At 63.2% G+C, this 17,179-nt stretch carries 15 protein-coding genes; 11 read left to right on the forward strand and 4 right to left on the reverse strand.

Annotated elements, in window-relative coordinates; all coding sequences use genetic code 11:
• Nucleotides 1-106 precede the first annotated feature (106 nt).
• From WKV53_RS00680 to grpE, 3 genes are read right to left on the reverse strand one after another with little or no spacing between them, the layout of a single operon-like run.
• Nucleotides 107-835, reverse strand: a complete 729-nt coding sequence (locus WKV53_RS00680) for a 16S rRNA (uracil(1498)-N(3))-methyltransferase (protein ID WP_341402342.1) — start codon at nucleotides 833-835, stop codon at nucleotides 107-109.
• A gap of 3 nt (nucleotides 836-838) precedes the next feature.
• On the reverse strand, nucleotides 839-1,978 hold the full coding sequence (gene dnaJ, locus WKV53_RS00685; RefSeq protein ID WP_341402343.1) for a molecular chaperone DnaJ: 1,140 nt from the start codon (nucleotides 1,976-1,978) through the stop codon (nucleotides 839-841).
• 4 nt (nucleotides 1,979-1,982) lie between these two features.
• Nucleotides 1,983-2,519, reverse strand: coding sequence for a nucleotide exchange factor GrpE (gene grpE / locus WKV53_RS00690; RefSeq protein ID WP_341402345.1), 537 nt, complete (start codon nucleotides 2,517-2,519; stop codon nucleotides 1,983-1,985).
• A gap of 175 nt (nucleotides 2,520-2,694) precedes the next feature.
• On the opposite strand from grpE, the gene WKV53_RS00695 reads away from it, so the two are divergent.
• Complete coding sequence (locus tag WKV53_RS00695) at nucleotides 2,695-3,489, forward strand: helix-turn-helix transcriptional regulator (protein ID WP_341402346.1); 795 nt, start codon at nucleotides 2,695-2,697, stop codon at nucleotides 3,487-3,489.
• A 277-nt stretch (nucleotides 3,490-3,766) separates the two neighbouring features.
• Nucleotides 3,767-4,126, forward strand: coding sequence for a hypothetical protein (locus WKV53_RS00700; protein ID WP_341402348.1), 360 nt, complete (start codon nucleotides 3,767-3,769; stop codon nucleotides 4,124-4,126).
• 69 nt (nucleotides 4,127-4,195) lie between these two features.
• Here WKV53_RS00700 and WKV53_RS00705 read toward each other — a convergent pair whose 3' ends face one another.
• Complete coding sequence (locus tag WKV53_RS00705) at nucleotides 4,196-5,743, reverse strand: excinuclease ABC subunit UvrC (RefSeq protein ID WP_341402350.1); 1,548 nt, start codon at nucleotides 5,741-5,743, stop codon at nucleotides 4,196-4,198.
• A 98-nt stretch (nucleotides 5,744-5,841) separates the two neighbouring features.
• On the opposite strand from WKV53_RS00705, the gene WKV53_RS00710 reads away from it, so the two are divergent.
• The 9 genes from WKV53_RS00710 to kdpC all read left to right on the forward strand — a co-directional run bounded on the left by WKV53_RS00710 (nucleotide 5,842) and on the right by kdpC (nucleotide 17,172).
• Nucleotides 5,842-6,693 (forward strand): MotA/TolQ/ExbB proton channel family protein, encoded by an 852-nt coding sequence (locus tag WKV53_RS00710; RefSeq protein ID WP_341402351.1) that lies wholly within the window; start codon nucleotides 5,842-5,844, stop codon nucleotides 6,691-6,693.
• Between the two features lie 19 nt (nucleotides 6,694-6,712).
• Nucleotides 6,713-7,129, forward strand: a complete 417-nt coding sequence (locus WKV53_RS00715; RefSeq protein ID WP_341402352.1) for an ExbD/TolR family protein — start codon at nucleotides 6,713-6,715, stop codon at nucleotides 7,127-7,129.
• A 59-nt stretch (nucleotides 7,130-7,188) separates the two neighbouring features.
• The gene (locus tag WKV53_RS00720) at nucleotides 7,189-9,603 is read left to right on the forward strand and encodes a tetratricopeptide repeat protein (protein WP_341402354.1); all 2,415 of its coding nucleotides are present in this window, start codon (nucleotides 7,189-7,191) and stop codon (nucleotides 9,601-9,603) included.
• Nucleotides 9,604-9,817: 214 nt separating this feature from the next.
• Entirely contained in the window at nucleotides 9,818-11,884 is a 2,067-nt protein-coding gene (locus tag WKV53_RS00725) for a sodium-translocating pyrophosphatase (protein ID WP_341402355.1), read from the forward strand.
• A 104-nt stretch (nucleotides 11,885-11,988) separates the two neighbouring features.
• Nucleotides 11,989-12,438 (forward strand): hypothetical protein, encoded by a 450-nt coding sequence (locus WKV53_RS00730; RefSeq protein ID WP_341402356.1) that lies wholly within the window; start codon nucleotides 11,989-11,991, stop codon nucleotides 12,436-12,438.
• Between the two features lie 224 nt (nucleotides 12,439-12,662).
• Nucleotides 12,663-12,746, forward strand: coding sequence for a K(+)-transporting ATPase subunit F (gene kdpF, locus WKV53_RS28595; protein ID WP_345789632.1), 84 nt, complete (start codon nucleotides 12,663-12,665; stop codon nucleotides 12,744-12,746).
• A gap of 12 nt (nucleotides 12,747-12,758) precedes the next feature.
• On the forward strand, nucleotides 12,759-14,546 hold the full coding sequence (gene kdpA / locus WKV53_RS00735) for a potassium-transporting ATPase subunit KdpA (RefSeq protein ID WP_341402357.1): 1,788 nt from the start codon (nucleotides 12,759-12,761) through the stop codon (nucleotides 14,544-14,546).
• 7 nt (nucleotides 14,547-14,553) lie between these two features.
• The gene (kdpB, locus tag WKV53_RS00740; RefSeq protein ID WP_341402358.1) at nucleotides 14,554-16,578 is read left to right on the forward strand and encodes a potassium-transporting ATPase subunit KdpB; all 2,025 of its coding nucleotides are present in this window, start codon (nucleotides 14,554-14,556) and stop codon (nucleotides 16,576-16,578) included.
• Nucleotides 16,579-16,581: 3 nt separating this feature from the next.
• Complete coding sequence (kdpC, locus tag WKV53_RS00745; RefSeq protein WP_341402360.1) at nucleotides 16,582-17,172, forward strand: K(+)-transporting ATPase subunit C; 591 nt, start codon at nucleotides 16,582-16,584, stop codon at nucleotides 17,170-17,172.
• The last annotated feature ends 7 nt before the right edge of the window (nucleotides 17,173-17,179 follow it).

Genomic DNA, 17,179 nt, shown 5'->3' on the forward strand with positions numbered 1-17,179 from the left:
AACCGGCCAGATAAATCTGGTCGTTGGGGACAGCACGCCCCGATTTATATTTAGAAAAGCCTAACAATCAAAGGTCAATTTTTTCAAATCAACCCAGATCATCAGGCTAACTACGTGAAAATTCGTAACGCAAGGCCGAAATCCCAAAAAACGCCGCCGTTTCCGCCCGCAGCACGATTTCCCCCAGACTGGCCGGGTGGAATCCTCCACCTAGCGCCGCCTCCCCTTCCTCCGGGGTGAAATCTCCTTCCGGCCCCACCAACAGCGTCACGTCTTCCGGCGACTCGGCCGAGCGCAAGACCTCCCGGAGCGGCCGGGCTCCGTCGAAAAGCGAGGCGATGACTCTCAGGCCGGAACCGCACTGCGGAAGCCATTCAGAAAAGCTACGGGGCGGCTCCACCAACGGGAGCAGGTCCTGCCCGCACTGCTTGCAGGCTTCGAGCGCGACGCGCTGCCACTTTGAGGATTTGCGGTCGGCATCATCCGCCTCCACCTGCACCACCGTGCGCTTGGTGATCAGCGGTTGGATCGAGGCAACGCCCAGCTCCACGGCCTTCTGGACGATGAGATCCATCGTCTTCCCCTTCGGCACCGCCTGCGCCAGATGAATACGCGGCCGCAGCGGCGGGCGTTGAACTACCTCGCCGAGCGAAAGGCGTATCTCGCTCTTCGAAACATCCAGGATCTCCGCCGTGGCCGAACGCCCCGCGCCGTCGAAGACCGTGATCCGGTCGCCACGGCGCGCGCGCAGGACCTGGGCGGCATGCTTCGCCTCATCGCCGGTCAGGACGGCAGCGCCACCCCAGCATTCCGGTGCGAGGAAGAAGCGCGCCATGCCTCAGAGGTCGAAGAAGCGGCGGGCCTTTTTGAAGAAGCCCTCCTGCATCGGGGAGTTGTGCTGGCCGATCGACTCGGAGAAAGCGCGGAGCTTCTCCTGCTGATCCGAATTGAGCTTGGTCGGCACCTCCACCTGCACGCGGACGTGGAGGTCGCCCTTCTTCGGGCTGGAAAGCGCCGGCACCCCGCGGTCGCGGAGGCGGAACAGGGTCCCGCCCTGGGTGCCTGCCGGGATCTTGATCGAGGCCTTGCCGTCCAGTGTCGGCACTTCCAGCTCACCGCCGAGCGTGGCAGTGCTGAAAGGCATCGGCACCTCACAGAAGAGATCATTGCCCTCGCGCTCGAAGACATCATGCGCCTTCACGTGAAGGAACACGTAGAGGTCACCAGCCGCGCCGCCGCGGACACCCGCGTCGCCATTGCCGGTGGAGCGCAGGCGAGTGCCATCCTCCACGCCAGCCGGGATGCGGATCTTGATCCGGCTCGTCTTGTGGACGCGACCGTCGCCACCACAGGCGCCGCAGGGATCGGCCACCGATTCACCGGCGCCACGGCATTCCGGGCAGGTCGTCTGCTGGATGAAAATACCGGCCTGACGGGCAACCACGCCGCGACCACCGCAAGTGGTGCAGGCCTTGGTTCCACCACCACTCTTCGAGCCGGTGGAATTGCACGTGCCACAAGGGCCGTAGTGCTCGATCTCAAGCTCCTTTTCCGATCCGCGCGCCGCTTCCTCCAGCGTGATCTCCAGATCATAGCGCAGGTCGCTGCCACGCTGCTTGCCCGTCCGCTGGCGACGTCCGCCACCAAAAAATTCTTCGAAGCCACCACCGAAGGCACTGCCAAAGACCTGCGAGAACAGGTCCATCGGATCGTGGAAGCCACCGCCCCCACCACCTCCGCCGCCGCCACCACCGAAGGCAGCGTGGCCGAAGCGGTCATAGGCCGCGCGCTTGTCGGCATCGCTCAGCGCCTCATAGGCCTCACCGAGCTCCTTGAATTTCTCCTCAGCCTCATGGTCACCCGGGTTCTTGTCCGGGTGGAACTTCACCGCGAGCTTGCGGTAGGCCTTCTTGATCTCGTCCGCACCAGCGTCGCGGGAAACCCCGAGAATCTCGTAATAGTCTCGCTTCGTCGCCATCGTCTCAGCCTTCCTCTCCTCCGGTTTTACCCACCACCACCACCGCCGGACGCAGCAGACGATCGCGCAGCATGAAGCCGCGGCGATGCACCCGCAGCACCTTTCCGTCCTGATCGGGAGCGCAGTCTTCCTGCGAAACCGCCTCGTGGACATTCGGGTCGAAGGTCTTGCCGTCCGCCGGGATCTCCGTGACCCCTTGGGCGGAAAGGAAGTCGTTCAACTGCCGGCGGACCATGTCCATGCCGATGTAGATCATCGAGCTCTTGTCCTGCGCCGCCGCCAGCATGCCCATCTCGAAGTTATCGATCACCGGCAGCAGGTCCTCGAGCAGACCCTGGTTGGCATAGCGCATCGCCTCCTCGCGCTCGCGGGCGGAGCGCTTGCGGAAATTGTCCAGGTCAGCCGCGGTGCGCACCGCCAGTTCCTTCCACTTGAGCACATCTGCCTCCAATTCGGCGTAGGGATCCAGCTCGCCAGACGCGGCGTCGGAAAAATCCTCGTCCACCGCAGCGGCCGGCTCCTTGTCGTCCTCAGGAATCATATGCGCGCTTCCTGCCACTCCCCGGCCGGGTCGTCAACGGTTGCTTGGTAGTCAAAGGCTAGACCCGCCCTACCAAAATCACCTCAGACGGTCTTTACGCAGATGCCTGTGACACCCTTGACGCCTATCTTCAGCTTGGCCAATCCCCCTTTTGCCAAGACAGTCGTCACCTCACATGCCAGCCGATTCCCGGATTTCCGATTCCCCCCTGACCGAGCAAGACGTGCGCGACATCGTCCGCCTGCTGGGCGAGGTCATCGCGACTCCGGGAGGCTTTTCTGAAAAGCGCCGGTTCCTGATGGACGGCCTCTGCGGGCTGCTGAATGCCACCAGCTGGGCCTGGTGCATGGCGGAATTCGATCCGGACAAGCCCCCGTCGTTCATCGGCTTCGAGCACGGCGGCTGGGACGACGAACGCTTCGCCCGCTACATCGAGGCGATGAATCACCCGGACATGGAGGAAGTTACCCGGCCCTCCTCCATCGAGCTACAGGAGCGCGGCACCCACCTGACGCGGACGCTGCGTCAGATGGATCCGCCCATGCATCTGGAAAACTCCGCCGCGGGGAAGCTCTGGGAAAAAGCGGACATCGGCACCCTGCTGGTTTCCCAGCGTCCCATGGACGGTGGCGGCATCTCGGGCGTGGCGGTCTACCGCCGTCTCGGCGAACCCCACTTCAGCGAACGGGAAGCCCGCATCGCCCACATTATCCTCACCGAGGTGCCGTGGTTGCATTTCCAGTCATTCCCGGATCAGCCCGCCCGCGAGCTCGCCAGCCTCTACCCTCGCCACCGCACCGTCATGAACCTCCTCTGCGAAGGCTGGGGCAGGAAACGCATCGCCGCTCACCTGGGCCTCAGCGTGAACACCGTCCACGGCTACTCGAAGGTCATCTTCCGCCACTTCGGCGTCCATTCCCAAGCAGAGCTCATCAGCCGCCTCACCAAGGGCGATGGAGGCGACCAATAAGAAATCGGGGACACCCCGCATTTGGGTACTAGCGGCGAAATTGCGCGATGCCTACCGTCCCGTAGCGATGCGGGTCTATCGGGCAGGGACTTCTCCCCTGCCTCGCTCATGACACCAGTCTGGCTCTCCGCCCGACGGGCCCGGTCGCGAGCCATACCGCTTTGGGAACTCATAGTGGATTTGAAAAGGGGGCGACGCGGAAGATTCTGTCCGGCGATTTGTCGGCTAAACTGGATATCTGGCGAGATCTGAGATAAGGACGGCAATCGCAGTGACCATGATCCGATCTCTGTCAATTCTCGCCTTGTTGGGCCTAGCAACATTGGCACCGGTGCGGGCGCAGGATTGGCTGCCTAAGGACGCGGAAGTCTGCTATCGCTCCCAATATCAGGACGGCTTTCTTCCTGACGGGACCTACTGCCTGAAGGCGAAGATTACGAAGGAACAGTTTGAGGCGATCGTGAAGAAAGCGGGAGCGACTCCACATACCGCGAGCCGCAAGTACACCGATAACAAGGCTTGGTTGAGCTGGGGCGCGGAGCGCGGGCGTGATTTGAAACTCATTAAGGGAAAGGCGCGCTGGGATCCGGAGGATGATCTTGCCACCACTTTTGTCCGCCAGGAGAAGGATACCTAGGAGTATCTGAAATACGAAGGCGGGTTCCTCTACTACAAGACACTTAACCACTAGCAGCGCAGTGGCGATTCACCCTAACCACTCCAAGATCGCCTCCGCCGTCTTCTCGGAGATCCCGGGAATCGCCGCGATGTCCTTCGCGCTCGCCTTCCGGATCCGATCCACGCTGCCGAACTTCGCCAACAGCGCCTGTTTCTTCTTCGGCGAAACCGCAGGGCAGTCGTCTAACAAGCTCTCCTTCATCCGCCGCCGGTAGAGCAGCGCGTTGTACCCGTTGGCAAAGCGGTGAGCCTCATCCCGAATACGCTGGAGAAGCTTCAACGCACCACGATCATGCGGAATGAGCAGCGGGTCGCTCTCCCCGGGGAAGAAGACCTCTTCCCGCTGCTTGGCCAAGCCAATCACCGGCAAGTCGTGCAAACCTAACTGTTGGAGCTCCCGCATCGCCGAGGAAAGCTGCCCCTTGCCACCGTCCACGATCACCAGATCCGGCAGCACGATCTTCGCCCGACCCTCCTTCGCCAAACGACGCTGGATCTCCACCGGATCCTCCTGCGACTCTGCGAGATCGGGATTGGCGGAATAGTTCTCTCCCAGAATCCGTGAGTATCGCCTGCGAATCACCTCCGCCATCGAGGCGAAGTCATCCTGCCCCTCCACCGTCCGGATCCGGTAACGCCGATAGTTCTGATTGTCCGGCGCGCCATTGGTGAAGCGCACCATCGAGGCCACAATGTGATTCGAAGAGACGTTGGAAATATCGAAGCACTCCATCACCCGCGGCGGCCCTTGCAGGCCCAGCGCTTCGCCCAAATCAGCCAAGTCCTCCGTCGGCTTCACCGTCGTCGGCACCCCGCGCCCCCGGGTGAACTGCCGGGTCGGATTGAGCGTCTTCCGGAGATTGTCGACCACGTCCCGGAGCAGCGCCGCCTTCTCGAAATCGAGCCGCTCCGCCGCCTTCGCCATGTCGGCCTCGAGATCGGAGAAAATCTCACGCCGTCCCCTACCCTCCAGCACCAGGCATGCCTCATCGATCCGGGCCAGGTAGGCATCCCGGGTGATCCGCAGGATACACGGCGCCGAGCAGTTCCGGATGATGTCCGCGTTGCAGTGCTTGTAGTCATTCTCACCCGGATTCAGCGGCCGGCACGCACGCAGCCCGAACTTCCGGTTGATCCACGAAATCGTCGCCCGCAGCGCCCCGGAGTGGGCGAAGGGCCCAAAGTAACGCGCCCCATCGTCCTTTTTCATCCGGGTCAGCACGAACCGCGGCCACGGCTCGGACGGCTGGACCTTCACCAGCAGGAACCGCTTGTCGTCCCGGAAAGCGACATTGTAGCGGGGCCGGTAGTCCTTGATCAGCTTCCCTTCCAGCAGCAGCGACTCGGCCTCGTTCCGGACCGTGTGGAACTCGAAGTCGGCGATCGTGTCGATCAGCGCCCGGGTTTTCAGGTCGGCCCGGGTTTTCCGGGACGCGAGGAAATACGAGGACATCCGCTTCCGTAGATCGCGCGCCTTGCCGACATAGATGATCGAGCCGAGGCGGTCCTTCATCAGGTACACGCCCGGCTGATGGGGAACTTCCCGGAGCTTTTCCTTCAATCCCGCCGCGGCCACGCCCCGAAATGGACATCCACCCGAGAATTCCGCAACCGCCAACTCCGCCCCGCCGTGCTTGCGTCCCCCGGGCTGGCCGTTAAGCTCCGCGAACTTTCATGATCCGGCACACGAAGATTCTCGGGGCGGTCCTGTTCGCCATGGCCGGCCTGCCGGCTTGGGCGCAAGAAGCGTCCGCCACGCCGCCGAAGCAGGAAATGGACTTTATGCAGGTCTTCAAGGCGGGCGGCGTCATGATGCCCGCGCTGGCCGTCCTCTCGGTGCTGACCGTGGTGCTGATCCTCCTCTACATGATGATCCTGCGCCGCAATGCCGTGGTCAGCGACCGCTTCATGAACCAGGCGGAGGCCCTCATCCGCCGGAATGATTTCCTCGGCCTGATCGGCTACTGCAAGCGCCGCAACGAGTGCATCTCCCAGATCACCGAGCGGGCCCTGGAGTTCATGACCCGGAATAGCGGAGCCACCTTCTCCGAGGTCCGCGACGTCGCCGAGGCCGAGGGCTCGCGCCAGGCCAGCATGCTCACCACCCGCGTCTCCTACCTCGCCGACATCGGGGCCATCGCGCCGATGATCGGACTGCTCGGCACGGTCATCGGGATGATCCGGTCGTTCATCCAGGTCTCGGATGGCGGCTTCCAGGGGGCCCGCCAGATGGCCTTCGCCGGCGGGGTGTCGGAAGCGTTGATCGCCACCGCCTCGGGTCTGGCGATCGCCCTGCCTGCGCTGATTTTCTACGCGTTTTTCCGCGGCAAGGTGCAGAAGCTCATTTCGGATCTCGAAGGGGCCGCCACCCATTTGATGGCCATCCTGAGAGCCCAGGTGGACCGCCACAATACCCAGCCTGCCCAGGGCGGAACCCCCAGCCGCCGGGTCTCCCGCGGCGAGGATTTCGCGATGCCGACGCCGTCTCCTCTGGGCGATGACCGCCCGGACCTCCACGGCATCTGATTGATCCGCGCCCCGCCCGATGAAATTCCGCAACCACAAGATGCCCCCGGCCGAGCTCCAGCTCGCGCCGATGCTGGACGTCGTCTTCCAGTTGCTGATCTTCTTCCTCGTCAGCTTCGAGTTCCAGCGCTCCGAGCAGGACATGAAGGTCTCCGTCCCCAGCGCCCAGGAAGGCGCGGACTCGAAGCGCGCCCTCGGCGAGATCATCGTCAACGTCCGCGCCACCGGCGAGGTCGTCGTGGAAGGCCAGACGATGACCCAGGCCCAGCTCAAGGAGAAGCTCTCCGCCATCGCCGCCCTCCACAAGAACCAGCCGATCAGGCTGCGCGGCGACGCCAAGTGCGAGTACCAGACCATCGTCGAGGTCATCGACACCTGCCAGAAAGCGGGCATCTGGAACATTTCCTTCGCCACCCAGCGGAAGTCGGAAAAATAGGGCCAAAAGGCCGGCCCGGCGGTGAAAACCCCGCCTTGGCAAAGACCGTAAACCACGCGATGCTCCGCGCCGTGGTGAACATCCGAACCGTCCTCTGCCTGATCGCCGCAGGCACCGTGCAAGCCCAGGAGCCTGCTCCGCAGCCGCCGCGTGCCGAGCCGGTCGATCCTTCGCTGAACGCCGATCCCGGCGAGGACTTTTACCAGCACGGCCGGAACCTCTATGAGGCCGCCAAGCGCGCCACCGATCTGGACCAGCGCGTCGCCGGCTTCGAGCGCGCCATCGACGTCTTCTCGCGCTACCTCAACCAGTTCCCCAACCACGCCAACGCGGAAGCCGCGCAGTGGTATCTCGGCGAAAGCTATTTCAAGGCCGGCCGCATCGAGGACGCCAAGCGTTGCTACAACAACGTCCTTCGCAACTTCCCCAAGGGCAAATACGCCTCTGCCGCCGCCTTCATGCTGGCGGTGGATCATTTCAACAACCGCCAGTATGCGCTCGCAGCCCCGCTGTTCGAGAAGATGGCCGCGGCGGCACAGTCTCCAGCGGATCGCCAGCGCGCGCTCTTCCACGCAGGTTTCTCCTACGAACTCCACGGCCGCACCCGCGAGGCCATGGACTACTACCGCAAGGTCATCGATGACCCGGACAAGCCGAACCTCTTCATCGAAAAGAGCCAGCTCTACCTCGGCCGCCTGCTCTCACGCGCCGAGAAGCTCGATGAAGCACTTCCGCTGCTCGACAAGGTGGTGATGTCCCGCACCGCCACTCCCGACCTGCGCGGCCCCGCCGCCATCGAAGCCGGTGCCATCGCCGCCAAGCAAGGCAACGCTGAACTCTCGGACAAGTACCTGCGAATGGCACTCGATACCCCCGGCCTGGAGAAATTCCGCCCGGACGCCCAGATCGCGCTGATGAAGACGCGCTTCGACCGCAAGGCATACGCGGACGTGATCCAAGTCTACCGCCAGAGCGCGGAAAAAGCTCAGGGCGAACAAGAAGCCCTGCGCCTCATGCTGGCCGGCCGCTCCTACATGGAACTCGATAAGAACGTCGAGGCCCTGGAAGTGTTCCGCGAGGTCGAGAAGATGATGCTGCCGAACAACAGCTTCGCCTTCGAGGCGAACTACCTGCGGCTGCTCTGCTTCTTCCGGATCGAGGGCCACCACGTGCCAGAGCAGGTGGACGCCTTCCTGCAGCTCTATCAGAAGAATCGCCCGCGCGATCCGAAGATCCACTCCGCCCTCCTCATGAAGGCGGAGACCCTTCTCAGCGACAAGAAGGCGGCAGACGCTGCCAAAGTTTACAACGAGATCGATGGCTCCCTGCTCTCAACCGAGAACCGCAAGGGCTACCTCTACAACCGCGCCCGCTGCCAGCTCCTCTCCGAAGACCCGCAGGGAGCCGTCCGCTCCTTGAGCGACTTCATCACCTCGTTCCCGGACGACAAGCGCGCCGGTTCCGCCCTGCTCCTGCGGGCCGGGGCGTATCGCGACGCTGGCGAGCCAAACAAGGCGCTGGCGGACTACGACAAGGTCCGTGGCCAGCAAACCGATGACGAGTCCCGCATGCTCGCCCTCATCGAGTCCGCGGACATCTGCAAGCAGGAGGGCAAGCTGGACGACATGATCACCCGCTATCGGGCCTTCCTCGAAACGTTCCCGAAGGCCGCCGACACCCGCAAGGCGAAGGCCAACTACTGGCTCGCCTGGGGTCTCGTCAAAACCGAGCGCGTGAAGGACGCCGTCCCCTATGCCGAGGCAGCCCGCAAGCTGGACTCGAAGACCTATGGCAAGAACGCCGGCACCCTGCTCGCGCTCGCCCACTGGTCGCTCCAGAATCCGGAAGCCGTCTGCGCCGAGGTGGACCGCGCCATCGAGGAGCAGAATGTCGTCTCCCTGCCTGACCAGCTGATCTCGTGGGCGGCCATGCAGGCCTTCAGCTCGAATCGCTTCGAACAGGCCGCCCGCTTCTACGATCTGGTCGCGGATCAGGATGACCCACGCACCACGCCGAAGGAAATCTGGCGGAATTTTGGCAAGGCCCTGCTCGCCGCCCACAAGGCGGAGGCTGCGCTGCCAGCGATCAACAACGCCCTCGAGGTCGAAGAGAATCCCAGCTGGAAGACCGATGGCCTCTTGGACAAGGCCAAGGCCCTGTTCGCGCTGAACAAGCTCGATGATGCACTGCAGGTCGTCGAAGAATGCCAGCTGCTCCGTCCCGAAGGTCGCGTCAATGCGGGCATCCGCATCACCAAGGGCGATATCCTGATGAAGAAGAACGACCCGGCCGCGGCGGTGAATGAATACGTCGCCGTGGCGGTATTCCTCAGCGATGATGATCGCCAGTTGAAGCCCGAGGTGCTTTGGAAACTCGAAGAAGCTCTCAAGAAGAAGGGCGATGCTGCGGACGCGGAGAAATACCGCCTGGAGCGCGAGAAGAAATACCCCGGCTGGAACCCTCCGGGGAAGTAAGGTTCGCGAAACGAGAAATCGACCTCTCCATGATCTCCGGAAGCCCGCCAATGCCTTGGCGGGCTTTTCGTTGTCATACATCCGGCCGGGCGAAAAGCACCGGCATCAGGCTCAAGAAATTCCGTGCACGAGGCTCTTTCGAACCGTTTCAAGCTTGTCAGTTAGAACAGATGCTCCAAGTTACGAGACGAACCCATACCCGGATCTTTCTCCGATGCAGAGTTTTCTAACCGAACACGGCATAGCCACCTCCCTCACTCTCGGTGCCGTCGGACTGGCGGGCGCATTTCTCCTGATCCGGATGGTCAATTCCTGCTCGGCAGGAAATGACCGCATGGCCGAGATTGCCGGAGCCGTGCAGGAAGGGGCCAAAGCCTATCTTCATCGTCAGGTGCTCACCATTTCGGTGATCGCGGTGCTGCTTGTCATCGCCATCGGCTATCTTCGGGACACCTATACAGCTCTCGGCTTCGTGCTGGGCGCCGTGTGTTCCCTCGCCGCAGGCTACATCGGCATGATGATCGCTGTCCGCGCCAACGTCCGCACCGCGCAGGCTGCCTCGGAAAGCCCTCACGCTGCCCTGCGAGTTGCCTTCAATGGCGGCGCGGTCACCGGGCTCCTCGTAGTCGGACTCGGCCTGCTTTCGGTGGGCCTCTTCTACAAGATCGTACTCGAATACAGCGGCGAGGTGAAGATCGCCATCAACTCGCTGATCGGCCTCGCCCTCGGCAGCTCGTTGATCAGCGTTTTCGCCCGGCTCGGCGGCGGGATCTATACGAAAGCTGCCGACGTCGGCGCGGACCTCGTTGGCAAGATCGAGCAGAACCTTCAGGAAGACGACCCGCGCAATCCCGCCACCATCGCGGACAACGTAGGCGACAATGTCGGCGACTGTGCCGGCATGGCCGCGGACGTTTTCGAAACCTATGCAGTGAGCCTCATCGGAGCCGTGCTGGTCGCTTTCCTTACTACCCATGGCGCGTCGGAGGCAGCCCTGATTTATCCCTTCGTCATTTGCGGCGTATCGATCATCGGCGCGCTGTTAGGCATCGCCTTCGTCAATGTCGTGCGCATCTCCCCCACCAAGGCCTTGGTCGGCGGAGTGGTCATCAGCGGCATCGTTTCCGCCGCGCTCTTGAAGCCAGTCACGGATTCCATGTTCCCGCAGGCCATCGCGTTCTCGGGCACGGGCAAGCTGGTCGAAGCATCCGCTCTCTTCACCTGCGTGCTGGTCGGCATCGTCCTGACCTTCGCCACGGTGATGATCACGAATTACTACACTTCCACCGCACACCGACCGGTGAGGCGTATCGCCGAAGCCTGCAATACCGGCCACGCGACGAACATCATCGCCGGTATCAGCACCGGCCACCACGCCACCGTCTTGCCCGTGCTCTGCATCGCCGCCTCCATCTGGATGTGCTACACGCAGGCCGGCCTCTACGGCATCGCCATCGCAGTCGTCAGCATGCTTAGCCTCTCCGGCATCATCATCTCGCTCGATGCCTTCGGCCCCATCACCGACAACGCCGGCGGCATCGCCGTGATGAGCGGTCTCGATCCCTCCGTCCGCAAGATCACCGACGAACTCGATGCCGTGGGCAACACCATGAAGGCCGTCACCAAGGGCTACGCCATCGCTTCCGCTGGTCTCGCCGCCATGGTGCTCTTCGGCTCCTACGTCGAGGAGCTCAAGGCCCACCTCGGCCATGACTTCGTGTTCGACCTGATGGACCCGCGGGTGATGATCGGCCTCTTCATCGGCGGCCTGCTCCCCTTCTCCTTCACCGCCTACGCCATGGACGCCGTCGGAAGTGCCGCCGGTGCCGTAGTGAGGGAAGTCCGCCGCCAGATCGAGGCCTTCCCCGGCATCCTTACTGGCAAGGACACTCCCGACTACCGGCAGTGCGTGGACATCGTGACCAAGGCTGCGCTTCGCCAGATGATCCTCCCCGCTCTGCTGCCGCTGATCTTCGTGGTGGCTGTCGCCATCATCCCTGAGCATGGCCCCTACTTCCTCGGCGGGCTCTTAGTCGGCACCATCGTGACCGGCCTCTTCATCGGCATCGCCATGACTTCCTCCGGCGGTGCCTGGGACAATGCCAAGAAATACGTCGAGGACGGGAACCACGGCGGCAAGGGCTCGCCCGCCCACGCCGCCAGCGTGACCGGCGACACCGTGGGCGACCCCTACAAGGACACCGCCGGACCCGCCGTGAATCCCATGATCAAGGTGGTGAACATCCTCGCCATCCTGCTGATTCCTATTCTTTTCCGATAACTTTTCCGCTGACACGGGAAATCGGGTGATGGGGCACCGGACGTGCTCTTGTCACCTAGCAGACACATTTCCCATCCGGTCTGCCTGCCGCGCCCACCCTACGCATGCCTAGCCGCCCCGTTGCCGATTCCGTCAGCCGCGCTCGCTCCATTCATGACAAGCGACCGTTCCAGCGCGCGATCTTCTTCACGCTGCTCCATTATCTTTGCATCATCGCCTTCATCACCTGCGCGGTGATCCTGTTTCTTCACCCCGAGCCGATGACGATGGCGAAGCCGCTGATCGCCTCGGCCATCGCCGTCGCCGTAAGCTGGCTGATCTCCTACCTCCGTCGGCGCTCCGCCCGTTGCCCGCTGTGCAAGGGCTCTTCGCTTCTCGACAGCGGCGCCGCAAAACACGCCAAGGCCTATCGCCTGCGTCCGTTCAACTACGGCACCACCGCCGTGCTCGGCATCCTTTTTCTCAATCGCTTCCGCTGCATGTACTGCGGCACGCCCTATGACCTCCAGAAGCGCTCCGCCGTCGAGCGCAGGCGGGAGCAGTCGAATCACTAGGCGGGTGGTATGCGGGATGGGCGGAGTTCCTCCCCCCACGAACCTCGGAGCCTCTTTGCGGCTTTGACGCTTTCTTGACGCCTCTGGCCGGGACTTTGACTCCCCGGATTCCGGATCCGTGGGACCATGGCTTCGTATGAACGACGCGATTTACCTGAGCGTGGCCGGGGCCTTCTTCGTCCTCGCCTTCCTCTACGCCAATTTCTGCGAACGCCTCTGATCCCATGGAAACCATCATCGTCGGGCTCATCGCCCTCGGCCTCCTTGCCTACCTGTTCACGGCCATGATCCGGCCGGAGAAATTTTAACCACCCGGTCCCATGCACGCAAAAGACTGGCTCCAACTCGCCCTCTTCATTGGCATCCTCACCGCCATCACCAAGCCGCTCGGCATCTACCTGACCAAGGTGCTCGATCCTGACGGCAAGACCTGGCTCGACCCCGTGCTCCGGCCGCTCGAGAAGCTCACCTATCGCCTCATGGGCGTGAAGTCCGGCGAGCAGCACGACTGGAAAGGCTACACGCTCGCCATGCTACTCTTCAGCTTGGTGGGCGTAGCCTTCACCTACGCGATCCTGCGGCTCCAACATCTGTTGCCGCTGAATCCTCAGGGCCTGCCCGCCCTCTCCCCGGCACTCGCCTTCAACACCGCCGTCAGCTTCACGACTAATACCAACTGGCAGAGCTACGGCGGCGAGACGACCATGTCCTATCTGTCACAGATGGTCGGCCTGACCTTCCACAACTTCGTCTCGGCCGCCACCGGCATCGGCATCGCCGCGGCACTCGTGCGCGGCATCGCCCGCCACACCACCACCTCGTTGGGGAACTTCTGGGTCGATCTGGTGCGCTCCACCTACTACCTGCTGCTGCCGATCTGCGTGGCCTTCGCGGTCTTCCTCGTCTCGCAAGGCATGATCCAGAATTTCAATGCCTACGATACCGCGCACCTCGTCGAGCCACAAACCGTGCAGGTCGAATCCACCAACGCCGCCGGTGAAAAGACCACGGAATCCACCACGCTCGACACCCAGACCATCGCCCAAGGCCCGATGGCCTCACAGGTCGCGATCAAGATGCTCGGCACCAATGGTGGCGGCTTCGCCAATGCCAACGCAGCCCATCCGTTCGAAAACCCCACCCCGCTCTCGAACTTCATCCAGATGCTCTCGATCTTCGCGATCGGCAGCGGCCTCACCTGGTATCTCGGCAAGTCTACCGGCAACCAGGGACACGGCTGGTCGGTGTGGGCCGCCATGATGATCCTCTTCGTCGCTGGCACACTCGTTTGCTGGTGGGCGGAGTCCGCGGGCAATCCCATCCATCACGCGCTCGGCGTCGCCGCAGCCGATGGCAACTTCGAAGGCAAGGAAGTCCGCTTCGGCATCTTCAATTCCTCTCTCTTCGCCGTCGTCACCACCTCCGCCTCCTGCGGTGCGGTGAATGCGATGCATGACTCCTTCACCGCCATTGGCGGCCTGATCCCGCTGTTCATGATGGAGCTCGGCGAGGTCGTCATCGGCGGTGTCGGCGCGGGCCTTTACGGCATGCTCGTCTTCGTGGTGCTCGCCGTGTTCATCGCCGGCCTCATGGTCGGCCGTACCCCGGAATACCTCGGCAAGAAGATCAATGCCTTCGAGGTGAAGATGGCGATGCTCTCCCTGCTCGTCCTCACCCTCACCATCCTCGGCTTCACCGCCTGGGCCTCCGTGGCAAACTGGGGCCTCGCCGGTCTCAACAACGCCGGCCCCCACGGCTTCAGCGAAATCCTCTACGCCTTCAGCTCCGCCACCGCCAACAACGGCAGCGCCTTCGGCGGCCTCACCGCGAACCCGGCGAACGGCGACCCTCACTACAACGTGACACTCGGCATCGCGATGCTGGTCGGCCGCTTCCTGATGATCGTCCCCATCCTCGCGCTCGCAGGCTCACTGGCGAAGAAGAAGTTCTCCCCGCCCAGCCCCGGCACCTTCCCGGTCTCCGGTGGCACCTTCACCGTGCTCCTCATCGGCACCGTGCTGCTCATCGGCGCGCTGAACTTCCTGCCAGCCCTCGCTCTCGGCCCCATCGTCGAGCACTTCCTCACCCTGTCCGGCAACCTTTTCTAACACATCCATGTCCAACAAAGCTCCATCCCTCTTCGACAAGGCGATCATCAAGCCCGCCATCGGAGAGTCCTTCAAGAAGCTCGACCCGCGCGTCATGGTGAAGAATCCCGTGATGTTCGTCACCGAGGTCGGCGCCGTGCTGACCACCGTCGCCATCTTCACCGCGAAGACCGACCACGGCTTCATCATCCAGCTCGCCGTCTGGCTGTGGTTCACCGTCCTCTTCGCGAACTTCGCAGAAGCGGTCGCCGAAGGCCGCGGCAAGGCCCAGGCCGACAGCCTGCGCAAGGCCCGCAAGGACACCATCGCCCGCCGCCTCACCAAGGACGGCAAGGAAGAGTCAGTAGCCGCACCCGCCCTTGAAAAAGGCGATCTCGTCGTCTGCGAAACCGGCGATGTGATTCCTGCCGACGGCGAGGTCGTCGAAGGCATCGCCAGCGTCGATGAAGCCGCCATCACCGGCGAGTCCGCACCCGTCATCCGCGAAAGCGGCGGTGACCGCAGCGCCGTCACCGGCGGCACCCGCGTCATCAGCGACCGCATCGTGATCAAGATCACCTCGGAGAAGGGCAATACCTTCCTCGACCGCATGATCTCGATGGTGGAAGGCGCCAAACGCCAGAAAACCCCGAACGAAATCGCGCTGACCATCCTGCTCTCCGCGATGACGCTGATCTTCCTGCTCGTCTGCATTACGCTGAAGCCCTTCGGCATCTACGCCGGCATGGAGTTCACCATTCCCGTGCTGGTCGCCCTGCTCGTCTGTCTGATCCCCACCACCATTGGCGGCCTGCTCAGTGCCATCGGCATCAGCGGCATCGACCGCATGATCCGCCGCAATGTCATCGCCACCAGCGGCCGCGCTGTCGAGGCGGCCGGCGACATCGACGTGCTGCTATTGGACAAGACCGGCACCATCACCATCGGCAACCGCATGGCCTCCGCCTTCCTCCCCGCACCGGGAGTCAGCGAACAAGACCTCGCCGATGCCGCGCAGCTTTCCTCGCTCGCTGATGAAACCCCGGAAGGCCGCAGCATCGTCGTCCTCGCCAAGGAGAAGTTCAACATCCGCGGCCGTGAACTCCAACAACCACACGCCCACTTCGTTCCCTTCACCGCGCAGACCCGCATGAGCGGCGTCGACCTCGACGGCCACAGCATCCGCAAGGGAGCCGCCGAGTCCGTGCAGCGCTGGATTGAGGAGCAAGGCGGTCGCTATCCGGAAGAAGTGTCCTCCGCCGTCGAGGCCGCGGCCCGCGCCGGGCGCACACCACTGGTCGTTGCCGAGGGCAAGAACGTGCTCGGCGTGGTGGAGCTCAAGGACGTCGTCAAAGGCGGCATCAAGGAACGCTTCGCCCAGCTCCGCAAGATGGGCATCCGCACCGTCATGATCACCGGCGACAATCCCATGACCGCCGCCGCCATCGCCGCCGAAGCAGGCGTCGACGACTTCATGGCTCAGGCCACTCCCGAAGATAAGCTCAAGCGCATCCGTGCCGAACAAGCCGCTGGTCATCTCGTCGCCATGACCGGCGACGGCACCAATGACGCCCCCGCACTTGCCCAGGCCGACGTCGGCGTCGCCATGAACACCGGCACCCAGGCCGCCCGCGAAGCCGGCAACATGGTCGACCTCGATAGCAACCCGACCAAGCTCATCGAGATCGTCGAAATCGGAAAGCAGCTCCTGATGACCCGCGGCTCTCTAACAACATTCTCCATCGCCAACGACGTCGCAAAGTACTTCGCCATCATCCCCGCCATGCTGATGGTTACCTTCCCCGCCATCTCGCCGCTCAATGTCATGAAACTGGCCTCACCCCAGAGCGCCATCCTCAGCGCCGTGATCTTCAATGCGCTGATCATCATCGCCCTCATCCCGCTCGCCCTGAAAGGCGTCGCCTACAAGCCGCTCGGCGCGATGGCCGTGCTGCGCCGCAACCTGCTCGTCTACGGCCTCGGTGGCTTGCTGCTGCCCTTCGCCGGCATCAAGGCCGTCGATCTCGTCGTCTCCACCCTTCACCTCGTCTGATCCATGAACTCGTTCGTTTCCCAACTCCGCGGCGCCGTCGTTTCCACGGTCGTGCTCGCCGCCGTCACCTGCGGCGCCTACCCGCTCATCGTCACCGGCATCTCCCGCGCTGCCTTCAAGGACAAGGCGGACGGCAGCCTGATCCGGGATAAATCCGGCCAAGTCATCGGTTCCTCCCTGCTCGGCCAAAATTTCACCGGCGACAAATACTTCCACCCTCGCCCCTCCGCCGCCGGAGCGAACGGCTACGATGCCACCAGCTCCAGCGGCACCAACCTCGGCCCCACCTCGCAGAAGCTCGCCGACCAGATCAAGGAGCGCGTGGCCGCCTATCGCACCACCAACGGCCTCCCCGCCGACCAAGCCGTACCCGCCGACGCCGTCACCGCCTCCGGCAGCGGCCTCGATCCCCACATCAGCCCCGCCAATGCCGACCTCCAGGCCACGCGTGTCGCCAAGGCCCGCAATCTTCCCGTGGAAAAGGTCCGCGAGCTCATTCAGGCGCACACGGATAGCCCCGATCTCGGCATCCTCGGAGATCCCGGCGTTCACGTGCTGAAACTCAATCTCGCCCTCGACGAACTTTCCCGGTGAACTGTTG

This window comes from Luteolibacter sp. Y139, from assembly GCF_038066715.1.
Taxonomy (GTDB): Bacteria; Verrucomicrobiota; Verrucomicrobiia; order Verrucomicrobiales; family Akkermansiaceae; genus Haloferula; species Haloferula soli.